Annotated in this window: 13 protein-coding genes; 2 read left to right on the forward strand and 11 right to left on the reverse strand. The window is 49.0% G+C overall.

Annotation, left to right across the window (positions count from 1 at the left end):
- Positions 1–10 precede the first annotated feature (10 nt).
- Positions 11–889: a U32 family peptidase gene (locus RSC70_RS11235; RefSeq protein ID WP_025798879.1), complete on the forward strand. Its 879-nt coding sequence runs from the start codon at positions 11–13 to the stop codon at positions 887–889.
- A 68-nt stretch (positions 890–957) separates the two neighbouring features.
- On the opposite strand, the gene RSC70_RS11240 is transcribed toward RSC70_RS11235, so the two are convergent.
- Together RSC70_RS11240 and RSC70_RS11245 are read right to left on the reverse strand one after the other, a co-directional pair.
- A complete protein-coding gene (locus tag RSC70_RS11240) occupies positions 958–2,274 on the reverse strand; it encodes an L-cysteine desulfidase family protein (RefSeq protein WP_181875430.1) in 1,317 nt (438 codons plus the stop codon).
- Between the two features lie 75 nt (positions 2,275–2,349).
- Positions 2,350–3,675, reverse strand: coding sequence for an amino acid permease (locus RSC70_RS11245; protein WP_025798875.1), 1,326 nt, complete (start codon positions 3,673–3,675; stop codon positions 2,350–2,352).
- 710 nt (positions 3,676–4,385) lie between these two features.
- On the opposite strand from RSC70_RS11245, the gene RSC70_RS11250 reads away from it, so the two are divergent.
- The gene (locus RSC70_RS11250) at positions 4,386–5,408 is read left to right on the forward strand and encodes a luciferase-like monooxygenase (RefSeq protein WP_332542459.1); all 1,023 of its coding nucleotides are present in this window, start codon (positions 4,386–4,388) and stop codon (positions 5,406–5,408) included.
- Between the two features lie 30 nt (positions 5,409–5,438).
- Here RSC70_RS11250 and yedF read toward each other — a convergent pair whose 3' ends face one another.
- The 9 genes from yedF to rbfA all read right to left on the reverse strand — a co-directional run bounded on the left by yedF (position 5,439) and on the right by rbfA (position 14,446).
- Positions 5,439–5,678: a sulfurtransferase-like selenium metabolism protein YedF gene (gene yedF / locus RSC70_RS11255; protein WP_025798870.1), complete on the reverse strand. Its 240-nt coding sequence runs from the start codon at positions 5,676–5,678 to the stop codon at positions 5,439–5,441.
- Complete coding sequence (gene yedE, locus RSC70_RS11260; RefSeq protein WP_332542460.1) at positions 5,675–6,886, reverse strand: selenium metabolism membrane protein YedE/FdhT; 1,212 nt, start codon at positions 6,884–6,886, stop codon at positions 5,675–5,677. Before yedE ends, yedF begins: the two co-directional genes overlap by 4 nt.
- 226 nt (positions 6,887–7,112) lie before the next feature.
- A complete protein-coding gene (locus RSC70_RS11265; protein ID WP_040046292.1) occupies positions 7,113–9,047 on the reverse strand; it encodes a DEAD/DEAH family ATP-dependent RNA helicase in 1,935 nt (644 codons plus the stop codon).
- Positions 9,040–9,114: a protein YrbN gene (gene yrbN, locus RSC70_RS21050; RefSeq protein WP_102961607.1), complete on the reverse strand. Its 75-nt coding sequence runs from the start codon at positions 9,112–9,114 to the stop codon at positions 9,040–9,042. The genes RSC70_RS11265 and yrbN overlap by 8 nt, the downstream gene beginning before the upstream one ends.
- Positions 9,115–9,220: 106 nt before the next feature.
- Positions 9,221–10,105 carry a lipoprotein NlpI gene (gene nlpI / locus RSC70_RS11270; protein WP_332542461.1) on the reverse strand — a complete coding sequence of 295 codons (885 nt, stop codon included), beginning with the start codon at positions 10,103–10,105 and terminating at the stop codon, positions 9,221–9,223.
- Positions 10,106–10,228: 123 nt separating this feature from the next.
- Positions 10,229–12,343 (reverse strand): polyribonucleotide nucleotidyltransferase, encoded by a 2,115-nt coding sequence (gene pnp, locus RSC70_RS11275; protein WP_040046293.1) that lies wholly within the window; start codon positions 12,341–12,343, stop codon positions 10,229–10,231.
- Positions 12,344–12,675: 332 nt separating this feature from the next.
- Complete coding sequence (gene rpsO / locus RSC70_RS11280) at positions 12,676–12,945, reverse strand: 30S ribosomal protein S15 (RefSeq protein WP_004093717.1); 270 nt, start codon at positions 12,943–12,945, stop codon at positions 12,676–12,678.
- 137 nt (positions 12,946–13,082) lie between these two features.
- Positions 13,083–14,036 carry a tRNA pseudouridine(55) synthase TruB gene (gene truB, locus RSC70_RS11285; RefSeq protein ID WP_043490727.1) on the reverse strand — a complete coding sequence of 318 codons (954 nt, stop codon included), beginning with the start codon at positions 14,034–14,036 and terminating at the stop codon, positions 13,083–13,085.
- Complete coding sequence (rbfA, locus tag RSC70_RS11290) at positions 14,036–14,446, reverse strand: 30S ribosome-binding factor RbfA (RefSeq protein ID WP_025798857.1); 411 nt, start codon at positions 14,444–14,446, stop codon at positions 14,036–14,038. The genes truB and rbfA overlap by 1 nt, the downstream gene beginning before the upstream one ends.
- Positions 14,447–14,467 lie beyond the last annotated feature (21 nt).

Consider the following 14,467-nt stretch of genomic DNA (forward strand, 5'->3'; position numbering starts at 1 on the left):
AGCTGAAAGCATGAAATATTCTCTAGGAGCCGTGCTCTATTACTGGCCAAAAGCCGAAATTGAACGCTTTTACCAAGCCGCAACACAAAGCGAAGCCGATATTATCTACCTCGGTGAGACCGTGTGTTCGAAGCGTCGTGAAATGAAAGTGGCTGATTGGCTGGACGTTGCCAAACAGGTGGCACAGTCGGGAAAACAGGTTGTTATCTCTACGCTTGCGTTATTGCAGGCACCTTCGGAGCTTAATGAGCTGAAGCGCTATGTTGAAAACGGTGATTTCCTGATTGAAGCCAACGATCTGGGCACAGTAAACATGGCCGCCGAACGCAAATTACCGTTTGTGGCAGGACATGCGTTGAACTGCTATAACGCCGTCACACTGCGCTTATTACACAAACAGGGCATGATGCGTTGGTGTATGCCGGTTGAGCTTTCTCACGACTGGCTGAAAAACGTGATGGCACAGTGCGAAGATCTGGGCATCCGTAATAAGTTTGAAGTGGAAGTGCTGAGCTATGGCCATCTGCCTCTAGCCTATTCTGCACGCTGCTTTACCGCGCGTTCGGAAGATTTGCCCAAAGATCAGTGTGAAACTTGCTGTATCAAATACCCTCAAGGTCGCCGCGTGTTATCACAGGAAAATCAGCAGGTTTTCGTGCTTAACGGCATTCAGACCCAGAGCGGATATTGTTATAACCTCGGTAATAACCAGCTCGAAATGCAGGGGCTGGTAGACATCGTGCGTTTATCGCCAGAAAGTATGGATACGCTCAGCGTGCTGAGCCAGTTCCGTGCGAATGAACGAGGCACTCAACCATTAACGTTGGAAAATCGTGCCGACTGTAACGGCTATTGGCAGCGCGTTGCTGGGCTCGAACTCGTTCAGTAATCCTCTGTTTGTAAGTGAAAATGGGAGCCTAGGCTCCCATTTTTATACTGCTCATTATAACGCGTAACTTACGATGCTTTTTTAGCCATAATCTCAATAATCTGCGTATCCGTTTGCTGCATTGAGTGGCAGGCTAACGCACAAAGATTAGCAATCGAGCTGTCTACATCGTCGGTCACAATACCTTCGTTACCGGTTACACAGCTGTTGTCCAGCGCCATCAGCACGGCTTTATAAGCGGCAGACACGCTGGTTGATACTTTCATCGCACAGCTATTCGATGCGCCATCACAAATCATGCCGCTCACGTCACCAATCATGCTGCTAATTGCCATGGCTACCGTTTCATAGCGCCCTTCAATCAACCATGCGATCCCTGCAGCAGCCCCCATTGACGCAGTAGTTGCGGCACAAAGTGCTGAAAGCGTTGGCAACTGGCTATGGATATAGATTGCCGTGAGATGTGACAGCATTAACGCACGCGTTAGCTGCTCTTCGCTGGCACCGAGGTACTCAGCCACCACCACCACTGGCATAGTGGCCGCAATGCCCTGATTACCCGATCCTGAATTACTCATGGCCGGCATTACTGCGCCGCCCATGCGCGCATCAGAAGCCGAAGAAGTACGGATCATGATATCGGTGAGTAAATCACGCGCTAATAATCCGCGTTCACGCTGGCGCTGTAGCGTCGCGCCGATGTGCAAGCCATATTGGTTGCTAAGGCCTTCTAGCGACAGTGCCTTATTCAACGTGGCGGCTTCTAGAATAAAATGGATGCGTTCCAACGGCACGTTAACCGCAAAATCGAATACCTGTTTTAGCGACGCTTTTTTCAGGCAGTAGCCTTCTTGGCAAGGCTCTGCGCCGCCGTTCTCTGCGTTGAGGCAAGCATCAAACAGTACTTCACCGTTTTTGACGATCTTAATCACGTTAGTATGACCATCGGCAATCGTGACGCAGACTGACTCCGTAGGGCCAAACACCGTGACCTGAGAGAATAAAATGTGCTCGCACGGCTGTTGGATACCCACGGTGACGGCGCCGCTCGCCAGAAGCGACTTCCCTGCCGCTATCGACTCTGGCGTTGCATGTTTGAGCACTTCCAACCCTGCGTTGGCATCACCACCGATTGCCCCTACAGCCGCGGCAATCGGCAGCCCAACCATCCCCGTACCAGGCACGGTAACGCCCATACCATTTTTCATCAGGTTAGGCGAAACGCGTGCTTCGATACGTTCAACGGATTCAGGAAGATATGAAGCGGCAACGGCGGCAGCCAACGCCAAAGAGACTGGCTCTGTACAGCCTACCGCGGGCTTAACTTCTTGCTGTACCGCGCGAATAAACTCATTCCACAATTCATCGCGTGATTCGGTACACAACAGATTTTCGCTTTCATACTTGCTCATAATTCAGACCTTAATAACAAGACTACAAAAATATTCAGTTTTAATTTATTAGGAGAAGGCTAGGAATGGAGAAACACATAACAGCAGCCCGGTAATAATAATAATGGTTAGCGAAGTGCCTTTATATTTATGCAAAGCAGGCACTTTGTAGACTAAATAAGCAGGAATTAAGCAGCCCACCATCCCAAATATTGGGCTACAGATGGAGGTAAAACTTAATACTGGTGCGTTAAGAATGATGGCACTCCAAGCCAATAGAATGGCGAACAACATAATTCCATTCTGAACCCATTTTTCATTGATCTTTTCGGCAGGCATACGACGACGCAGAATATTCATCACGATACCCTGCGTTGCCTCACGGAAGCCTAAATAAACGCCAAAGAAAGCGGTCATTACGGCAAAGATATTCAGAATAACGCTGACTACCGTTGCCCAACTCCCAGGGAAGAATTGCGCAGCAATAGCGAGAGCAGATATGTTTTGCTCGTAGGCTTTAACCGCTTCGTCGTGGCCCATCGCCAAGGTGAAAGAAACCGCGTAGAAGAATACCGTGACGAATAGAACACCAAAGGCAATATTCATTGCTCGCAGCGCTTTATGGCGAGCAACCTCACGTGATTTTTCTTTAGAGCGATAAGAAATCACCATCGGGCTAAGAGTTTGAATAAACAGAATAGACGTTAGAGTAAACGGCAACGTGATGATGGCATTTTTGATCAGCAACCCCATCGGCGGTAACGCTCCTGCATTGTACAGATGCCACATACCCACCATCGAGACACCTAACGCGGCTACCACTAAAAGCTTTGTAAGAACCATAAAGCTGGAGAGCTTAAATAATAGCTTTTCACCACGAGATGAAATGGCAACCAAAATACAAATCAGCACCAGTCCATAAAATGGGTTCTCAGAAAGGAGCCCGTCCGTCACGCCAAAAGTATGTAGATAGGACGCACTATCATTAGTAATCGCCGTTGAATAAACGAACATCCAAATAACCAACATGACGAAATATAATGCGCCTAACAAAATACCCCAGTTTTTACCTAAGTATCCGCTGATTACACTCGGATAATCTTTGCACTCTGGTGATTCAGCCAATGTATTAATGAACAAACGCTGGAATAAATACATCGCAGGATAACCAATAATGGAAGAGAGTAAGAAAACCCATAATCCCATTAGCCCCACCTGAACCGGTAAAAAGACAATACCGGCGCCAATTGCCATACCAATACTCATAATGATCCAACCGGCGTCCGTGCTATCAAACTTGATGGCCTCACGCCATTCGCTTTCGGACATGCCTCCACGACTATTGGCAGAAAGATCGTTCACAACGACACTGCTATTCTCTGATGCTGTTTCCATAATAATTCTCGCTCGCCATATCCCGTCATACTTCAAACTGCATTAGTGCTAAATGCGATAGTTCACTACCGTCTCGACGCAGTTCTCAATATTTTGGGTATTTTTATGTGTAGGTTTTATTTTCTTTTTAATGTACAGACGTAATATGCAGGCTTTTTATTATGCAGAAATGATACGCCGGCCAAGGGAGAATATTTTTTCAACTACGTCCCCCATAATGGCAGTTCGTGAGAAAAATATTCTCCAAAAAGAGAATAAAACTAAAAATTTAACTCTAAAAATACGGTTTTATAAAAGCGCTGACCTGAATGCAAATATGAAAAATCCTAATTATATGAATAATAAAGAAATTTCATTTTATGCGTCATAACTAAAGATGTAACGCCTTAACGACATAGGAAATTTTTGTGATATACAGCAAGTTGGGGGAGTGGAAAAACAAAGAACAAAGCCCTACTAATATGATGGTTATCACACAATAAACGATAAGAACTCTCGCATCAGTCGTTTGCTCTGTAGTTTGTTGAATAAATGAAAACAGTTAGAATATTAAGCTAGATTTTCTGAATAAGTGGTTCAGGCTTCGATTATGACTCAAACTCACTCATTGAAATAGCACGCTAATCCACAACCAGCTATTGATTAATTATCACATATGATTAACATCAACCTAAAACCAGACCAATTGGTCTATTTATAGGAATAATGTTATGACTTCTCGTTCCGTACCCTTTTCAGTTCTCGACCTTTCCCCAATCCCTAAAGGGGCAACGGCTCGTGATGCATTTCATCGTTCGCTGAGTCTGGCTCAGCATGCTGAGAACTGGGGTTTTCATCGCTACTGGCTGGCTGAGCATCACAACATGACAGGCATCGCGAGCGCCGCTACATCGGTGCTGATTGGTTACATCGCTGGCGGAACCAAAACCATTCGCGTCGGTTCAGGTGGCGTGATGCTCCCCAACCATGCTCCACTGGTGATTGCCGAACAGTTCGGCACGCTCGAGTCTCTCTATCCGGGGCGTATTGATTTGGGATTAGGCCGTGCCCCTGGTTCCGATCAAAGAACCATGATGGCTCTACGTCGCAGCCTACACGGAGAAATTGATGATTTCCCTCAGGACGTGCTCGAACTACAGCGCTACTTTGATGAAGTGACCGAGGGTCAGCATGTACAAGCCGTTCCTGGGCAAGGTTTGCACATCCCTATCTGGCTGCTAGGCTCAAGCCTCTACAGCGCGCAGCTGGCCGCTAAGCTCGGATTACCTTTTGCCTTTGCCTCACACTTCGCCCCCGATATGCTGCATCAGGCATTAGCGCTTTACCGTAGCCAGTTCCAACCATCGGCGGCGTTGGCTAAGCCATACGCGATTGTCTGCATCAACGTGGTCGCCGCCGATAGCGAACGCGACGCACGCTTCCTGTTCACTTCAATGCAACAGCAGTTTATTAATCTTCGTCGTGGCAAACCGGGGCCTTTACCTGCTCCAGTACAAGATATCTCCGACTATTGGAGCGGCGGCGAGCAGTATGGCGTTGAACAGGCGCTTAGAATGTCTGTGGTGGGCGATCCCACTCAGGTGAAGAGCGGATTGGAAGCGTTACTACGAGAGACTCAGGCAGATGAAATTATGGTTAACGGGCAGATTTTTGACCATCAGGCGCGTCTGAGATCTTTTGAGATTGTTGCCGATATCAAACCCCATCTGAGCATTCCTGAACTGATTGGCTAAGGCACCTAATGCGCCTTAGCCAGCGCAGGTTTATCGCTGAATGAGATAGCGAATGGTTGGGCCATCTTGTTGGATGTCGAGCACGGTGTAGCCGTGATTCTTGGCATCCAGCGGGATGTTATTAATAGACTGAGGGCAATCGCTCACCACTTCTAAAATCTCACCCGGCTTAAGATTGGGCATCGCTTCTAATGTGGCGACCGCAGGGTACGGACAAGGCTCACCAACCATATCTAAACGATAGTCTGGAATAATCTCTGCGTGTTTCATGCGATCTCCTTAACGGCGTTGTTCACCTGAGTTTTAGTGCGAAAGAAACGTTTTTCCCATGCTACAACCAACAAAAATGCCGCCAGCAGCATAAGGTAAGTCACCAGCAATCCACCCAGCGGGCCAAAGGTTTGCAGCAGATTCACTTTGTCGTATGACGTGGCTAAAGATGGCGCCAAATCGTCCCAGTAATAAGCCAAAATAGTTGCGCCTAGAATGTTACCACAACCAACCCACCAGAAATGTACCTGCCCTTCAACAGCACGATACATCCAGCCAGTTTCACAGCCGCCAGCCAGTACAATACCGAAGCCAAACAGCAGACCACCCAGCACCGCATTTGGCCCTGCCCACATAATTTTTGGCGGTAGTCCCATTTGTACGTAGCTAAAAATACCGATAGCGCTCACCGCCATACCAATGATGATGGCCTTGGCCATATGAGTGCGGCCAGTGATCCATAAATCGCGGAATGCTGAGGTAAAGCAGATTTGAGCACGCTCGATCAGTAAGCCAAAGCCTACGCCAAATAGCATAGCTAACCCTAGCTTAGGCGCATTCATCGCGGTTAAACCGCCCCAAAGGATCACCGCCAAGAAAATGATCATGCCCAAACGAAAACGACGCTTAGCCTGAGCCGGTTTCTGTGTTAACGGAGACGCTGCGCTGACTTTCTGTAATTTAACCGGAATACGGAACATCGGTAGCAAAGTGAAACGAGCACCGAAATAGGAACCCACCGCCGTTGCTAATGCAAAGAACCATGCATGAAGAGAGAACTGAGGAATTCCGGTAAAGAACGCCGCAAGGTTACAGCCCATCGCTAAACGTGCGCCAAAACCAGCGATCATGCCACCTAATACAGCCTGAAAGATGCGGATGCGATGCTGTGGCATACGCAGTTTGACGTTATTAGCCCACAGCGCGGCTGCGAAACAGCCACCGAACATGCCGATAACCATCATGCCGTCAATGCGACCCAGCGGTGAGCCCTCAAGCCCAATGACCTTAAAATAGCCCCATTGCTCAGGATGAGCGCCGAATAACTGTAATACATGTCCGCCCCAGCGGGTAAATTCCCCTGTCACAGCCCAGAACGTGCCGGTGATGCCAAAGTAGTAAGTCGATAAAACACCCGCGGCAATAACCGCAGGGAGCGGTGCCCAGAATTTTATGAGGTATTGCTGTTTGAAGTTTAACCAAGACATGAAGTATCTCCTTGTTATTGCAGTCCCCGACCGGGGAACTGTCTTGAGGTTGTCACCCTCAATCGCCAAGCATGATACGCCGATAAAACGTATTTCAAAGGCAAGAAACAAACTTATGGAAATAACCACACAGAAAGCGGCCAGATAGAGAAAATCAGATAAGTAAAAAGCAAAAAAAAGCCAACCCGAAGGTTGGCTTAATATGTTCTAGTTTAGAACAGCGCGATTATGCGTCGTTGCTAGTCGGAGTACGACGACGTGGCGGCTGTGCTGCATCATCACGACGTGGGCCGCGTGGTGCTGCGCTACGATCGCTGTTACCACGACGGTCATCACGGCGAGGTGCGCCATCACGTCCACCGAAGTTACGACGCTCACCACCTTCACGACCACCACCGAAGTTGCGGCCACCGCGATCGCCAGCTGGGCGTTCACGACGTGGTTCGCGTGCCGGAGCATCACCCATCAGCTGCATGTTCAGCGGCTTGTTGAGGATACGGGTACGGGTGAAATGAGACAGCAGATCACCTGGCATACCTTTAGGCAGCTCGATAGTTGAGTGAGAAGCAAACAGCTTGATGTTACCGATGTAACGGCTGCTGATATCACCTTCGTTAGCGATAGCGCCAACGATATGACGAACTTCAACACCATCATCACGGCCAACTTCAATACGATACAGTTCCATATCACCGGCTTCACGACGTTCACGACGTGGAGCTGCGCCTTCGCGAGCTTCACGTGGCTCACGCTCGCCACGACGAGCGAAACGGTCACCGCCGCGTTCGTTACGATCGTCACGGTCACGGAATTCACGACGTGGACGACGTTCCATAACTGGATCTGGTGGCAGGATCAGAGGACGTTCGCCCTGTGCCATTTTCAGCAATGCTGCGGCCAGAGTTTCCATATCCAGCTCATCTTCCGGCTGCAGTTTAGTCAGCAGATCGCGGTATTTGTCCAGATCGCTGCTTTCCAGCTGCTGCTGAACTTTAGCGGCAAACTTAGCCAGACGACGTTGACCCAGCAATTCTGCATTCGGGATTTCAACTTCTGGAATAGTCAGCTTCATGATGCGTTCAATGTTGCGCAGCAGACGACGTTCGCGGTTCTCAACGAACAGCAATGCGCGACCAGCACGGCCAGCACGACCGGTACGGCCGATACGGTGAACGTAAGACTCTGAGTCCATCGGGATGTCATAGTTAACAACCAGACTGATACGGTCAACGTCCAGACCACGTGCAGCAACGTCAGTTGCAATCAGGATATCCAAACGACCGTCTTTCAGACGCTCCAGAGTCTGCTCACGCAGAGCCTGATTCATATCGCCGTTCAATGCAGCGCTGCTGTAACCGCTACGTTCCAACGCTTCTGCAACTTCCAGAGTGGCATTTTTGGTACGTACGAAGATGATTGCAGCATCAAAATCTTCAGCTTCAAGGAAGCGAACCAACGCTTCATTTTTACGCATACCGAACACAGTCCAGTAGCTCTGGCTGATGTCTGGACGTGTAGTGATGCTTGACTGAATGCGTACTTCCTGTGGCTCTTTCATGAAGCGACGGGTAATACGACGAATAGCTTCTGGCATAGTTGCAGAGAACAGCGCCGTCTGGTGCTGTGCTGGGATCTGCGCCATGATGGTTTCAACGTCTTCGATGAAGCCCATACGCAACATTTCATCCGCTTCGTCCAGAACCAAACCGCTCAGGTTAGACAGGTTCAGGGTGCCACGTTTCAGGTGGTCCAGCAGACGACCTGGAGTACCCACAACAATTTGTGGCCCCTGACGCAGAGCGCGCAGCTGTACGTCGTAGCGTTGGCCACCGTACAGAGCAACAACGTTTACGCCGTTCATGTGTTTAGCGAAGTCAGCCATCGCTTCAGAAACCTGAACTGCCAGCTCACGAGTCGGAGCCAGAACCAGCACCTGTGGTGCTTTCAGGCTTGGATCAATATTGTGCAGCAGCGGTAAAGAGAACGCAGCTGTTTTACCGGAACCGGTCTGAGCCATACCCAGAACGTCACGGCCATTTAAAAGGTGAGGAATACATTCCGCCTGGATAGGAGACGGTTTTTCGTAGCCCAGATCGGTCAGGGCTTGGATAATTGGTGCAGCTAACCCTAGGTCAGCAAAAGAAGTTTCGAACTCAGCCATGTACACGTGCCTCATTGATGGCGGCCAGTCTACATAACTCGTCTAGAAAATGGACAATGATTTTCATTGAAAAGTGTGAACCGGCTCAAATTAGATTAAATAACGAACAAAAAGCCCTCACCTCAAGGAGGTGATAAAGCAATTAAAAAAGTATAGGCGTAGTTGTTCGTCAGCTATTGCTGGTCCGATTCTGATAGGTCGTCTTGCTCTTGGCCCAAAAGCGCCAATTCCAACAGTGCATAGCGGTGCTCAACAAAGTTATGTACGTTGTTGGCAACCGTCAGTTTGAACAGCGCAGAGGCACTGCTCTTGTCCCCCAGACTCAGGTAATATTTACCTAAATAGAAGTCAGTTTCACTGAGATGCTCAGCGAGCGAAGTGTTATCCGTTGCATCTTCCTGTAAGCGTGTCATCAATGTTTTCTGATTGATGGTGCCCAGGTAGAATTCGACAATATTCCATCCCCATTGATTCCTGTTCGCCTTGTTATATCGCTGTTCCAGCGAGGCAGTGGCTTTCTTTGGATCGATTTCACGTTCCACAAGGTAAAGCCATAACGAACGGAATGGATCATTGGGATCGTCTTGATAAAACGCCTGCAGATCATCCTGCGCTAACGAGTATCGACCACCGTAATACAGTGCGATGCCTCGGTTTAAACGCGCGTAGTTGTAAGTTGGATCAAGCTCTAGTACAGAATCAAACGCTTCATAGGCGGCATCAAAATTGCCAGCCTGCGTTAAGTAAATCCCCAGATAGTTAAAAACTTCTGGCATATCAGGACGAATAGCCAGCGCTTGCGAAAAATCGTTACGCGCTAAAGCTCTCAGTCCTAGACTATCATACAGTACTCCGCGCTCATATAAAAGCTGTGCGCGTTCATCATCTGTCAATGCACGGCTGGCAAGGATTTGTTCCATGCGCGCCAGCATGACTTCCTGTTGCAGCGAAGGCTGTAACGGAATTGCTAGTACTTCGTCTTTACGCCAATCAAGGTTGCTGCATCCTGCCAGCAGAATTGCTGTCGCAACGTAACACCAGCGCAAGATAGGCTTCATTTCCCAACTCCCGAAGACCAACATCGGATTGATTTCCTATCATCCATATAAGCAAATACATCCTGTATTTGCGTAACAAACGGCTCCCCACTTATGCAGGAAGCCGTAATACTGAACGGTTTGTTATTCAGCAGCTGGAGCAGCGGCCTGTTCTGGCGCGCTTGCTTCTTTGATGCTCAGGCGGACGCGACCCTGACGGTCAACTTCCAGTACCTTAACAGGAACATCCTGGCCCATCTGCAGATAGTCGGTCACTTTCTCAACGCGCTTGTCAGCGATCTGAGAAATATGTACCAGACCTTCTTTACCGCCACCGATAGCAACGAATGCACCGAAATCAACGATACGGGTTACTTTACCCTGATAGATGCGGCCAACTTCGATTTCAGCAGTAATTTCTTCGATGCGACGAATAGCATGTTTTGCTTTTTCGTTGTCGGTTGCTGCAATTTTAATCGTGCCATCATCTTCGATTTCGATAGTCGTTCCAGTTTCGTCAGTCAGTGCACGAATAACAGAACCACCTTTACCGATGACATCTTTGATCTTCTCAGGATTGATCTTGATGGTATGGATACGTGGAGCGAATTCAGAGATATCGCCACGCGGCGCGTTAATCGCCTGTTCCATTACACCCAGAATGTGCAGACGTGCACCTTTAGCCTGATTCAGAGCCACCTGCATGATTTCGCGGGTGATGCCTTCGATTTTAATATCCATCTGCAGTGCAGTGATACCTTCGCGGCTACCTGCAACTTTGAAGTCCATGTCGCCCAGATGATCTTCGTCACCCAGAATATCAGACAGAACTACGAAGTTTTCATCTTCTTTAACCAGACCCATAGCGATACCAGCAACGGCAGCTTTGATCGGTACACCTGCGTCCATCAGTGCCAGTGAAGCACCACAAACAGAGGCCATAGAAGAAGAACCGTTAGATTCGGTGATTTCTGAAACCACACGAACGGTGTACGGGAATTCGTCTTGCTTAGGCATTACTGCCAGCACGCCGCGCTTCGCCAAACGACCGTGACCAATTTCACGACGCTTAGGTGAGCCCATCATGCCAGTTTCCCCTACGGAGTACGGAGGGAAGTTATAGTGTAGCAGGAAGCGGTCAGTCTGCTCGCCGGTCAGGCCATCGATGTTCTGAGCATCACGTTCTGTACCCAGAGTTGCGGTAACCAGAGCCTGAGTTTCACCACGAGTGAACAGTGCAGAACCATGGGTGCGAGGCAGTACGCCAGTGCGAACGTCCAGACCACGGATCATGTCTTTTTCACGGCCATCGATACGTGGCTCGCCACGCAGCACACGGCTACGTACGACATTTTTCTCCAGTGAACCCAGAACATCAGCGATTTCGCCAGCGCTCAGAGATTCGTCTTCAGCCTGCAGAGCAGCGATAACGTCAGCTTTGATTTGATCAACCTGAGCGTAACGAGCCTGTTTTTCAGTGATGTGGTATGCATCGCCGATACGGGTTTCAGCCAGAGCAGCAACGCGCGCGTGCAGCGCTTCGTTAACAGCTGGAGCAGCCCATTCCCAACGTGGTTTGCCAGCTTCAGCAACCAGCGCCTTGATGTTTTCAATAACAACCTGCTGCTGATCGTGACCGAATACAACGGCACCCAGCATCTGGTCTTCGCTCAGCAGTTGAGCTTCAGATTCAACCATCAGCACTGCGCCTTCGGTACCTGCAACAACCAGATCCAGCTTGCTTTCTTGCAGCTCATCTGTTGTTGGGTTCAGCACATACTGGTCGTTGATGTAACCAACGCGGGCTGCACCGATTGGGCCATTGAATGGAATACCAGACAGGCTCAGGGCAGCAGAAGCACCGATCATCGCAACGATGTCTGGGCTAACCTGCGGGTTTACAGAAACAACGGTAGCAACTACCTGAACTTCATTCAGGAAGCCTTCTGGGAACAGTGGGCGAACTGGGCGGTCAATCAGACGCGCAATCAGAGTTTCGCCTTCACCAGGACGGCCTTCACGGCGGAAGAAACCACCTGGGAAACGACCAGCAGCGTAGGTACGCTCCTGATAGTTAACGGTCAGAGGGAAGAAGCTCTGGCCTTCTTTAGCTTTTTTAGCGCCAACAACGGTAACGAATACCGCGGTGTCATCCATGGTAACCATTACAGCAGCAGTGGCTTGGCGAGCCATCATGCCAGTTTCCAGGGTTACGGTATTCTGACCGTATTGGAATTTGCGAACGATAGGATTCAGCAAAGTATTTTCCTTATCTTTATAAGTTTAATGGCGTCATCAAAACACCATCACGCTTTTGCCTTCGATCACTTCGTTGCATTCTCGCGACTAATGGAAATCACTGGTCATCCAGAGACTTGCATTAGCCGCGCGAACATCTGCAAAAAGGATCGTCACTCGGCATGCGTTATCAGCAACAGTCTAACCGACTCTAGTTTTAACGCTTACTTCTTTAACAACAACTATTTTAACAACCGAATTTGAGTTAACTACAATACATTAACCTGATTTGCGATTGCTTCCTAGAAGAAAGGGGCCAATCTAGGCCCCTTTACTTCTGAAAATCGTTTGGACTAGCGACGCAGACCCAGACGTTCAATCAGGCTGGTGTAGCGAGCTACATCTTTACGCTTCAGGTAATCCAGCAGCTTACGACGCTGAGAAACCATACGCAGCAGACCACGACGGCTGTGGTGATCTTTTTTGTGTTCAGCGAAGTGACCTTGCAGGTGGTTGATCTGTGCAGTTAACAGAGCAACCTGAACTTCGGTGGAACCGCTGTCGTTAGCGTCACGACCGAAGTCAGCAACGATTTGAGCTTTAGCTTCAACACTTAGAGACATTATAGAACTCCAAATTCATAAAACGATTAAAAAGGCGGGCGCCGATCTCTAATTCAGCTGCCCAATACATAAGCCGCGCTATTCTACTCTGAGCGCAATAAGATCGCAACAAAGCACCTTACGGGACTCAGAGCACCTTACTCTTCAGGAACGCGCTCTTCTACTACTAAGCGACGTGGCGCCAAGCGTCCTTGGTCATCCACTTCACCAACGCCGATAAATCGACGTTTCTCACCCACATTGATGCGCACCATACCTTCAGCAGGCAAACCTTGCACCTGCACCGGTTGTCCTTGAAGAACATAGGCGGCAACCACATCGGTTAGATTGATTTCCGGCAAATGAGATGCAGCAGTATCCATCGGCAACAGCAGAGGATCGAGAACCGTTCTAGGTTCAACGCCAGCCTCTTCGGCAGCGGCAACCATTTGCTGCAATTGCTCCAGAGAAACCATGCGCTCCGACGGATAATTAGAAACCTGCACGCGACGTAAATAGATAACGTGTGCACCACAGCCTAAAACCTCACCCAAATCATCAATGATGGTTCGGATGTAAGTACCTTTCGAGCAGTGGATTTCTAACTCTAACTCATCGCCTTCCCAGCGAATAAACTGCAGTTCATACACCGTAATGTCGCGAGCTTCACGTGGGACATCAATGCCCTGACGCGCATACTCATACAGCGGCTTACCTTGGTGTTTAAGCGCAGAATACATCGATGGAATTTGTTGGCTATCACCACGGAACTGCTCCAGCGCCGCATCCAGTTGTTCCTGAGTAAATTCCACAGGACGTTCCTGAACCACTTCGCCATCAGCATCCGAGGTATTCGTTCTTTGCCCTAAACGCGCAATCACGCGGTAGCGTTTATCGGCATCCAGCAAGAACTGAGAAAATTTGGTCGACTCGCCTAAGCAAATAGGCAACATACCGGTTGCTAAAGGATCTAGCGCACCGGTATGACCTGCTTTGTTGGCGTTATAGATGCGTTTTACTTTCTGCAAAACGTCATTTGAGGATAGACCTTGGTGTTTGTCTAATAACAGAACGCCGTTAATATCACGGCCGCGACGGCGAGGTCGTGACATTATTCCTCCTCAGAGTTACCTGAAGTATCACCTGACGCTGAGCGACGCTCTTCGTCATTTTTCACAACGCTGGTCACCAGGTTAGACATACGCATACCTTCAACCAAAGAGTTGTCGTATGCGAAAGTCAGTTCAGGTACAACACGCAAACGCATTGCTTTACCAATCAACATGCGGATAAAGCCAGAAGCTTCATGCAGCGCTTTAAGACCTACTCGAACCGCGTTTGGATCGCTATCATTCAAGAAAGTGACAAACACTTTGGCATAAGCCAGATCGCGGGATACTTCAACGCCAGATACCGTCACCATACCGATGCGTGGATCTTTAACTTCACGTTGCAAAATGATCGCAATCTCTTTCTGCATCTCTTGAGATACACGCTGAGTACGGCTGAATTCTTTTGCCATTATGGATTCCTCCCAGACGAA

Source organism: Hafnia sp. (assembly GCF_036648275.1).
GTDB lineage: Bacteria > Pseudomonadota > Gammaproteobacteria > Enterobacterales > Enterobacteriaceae > Hafnia > Hafnia alvei.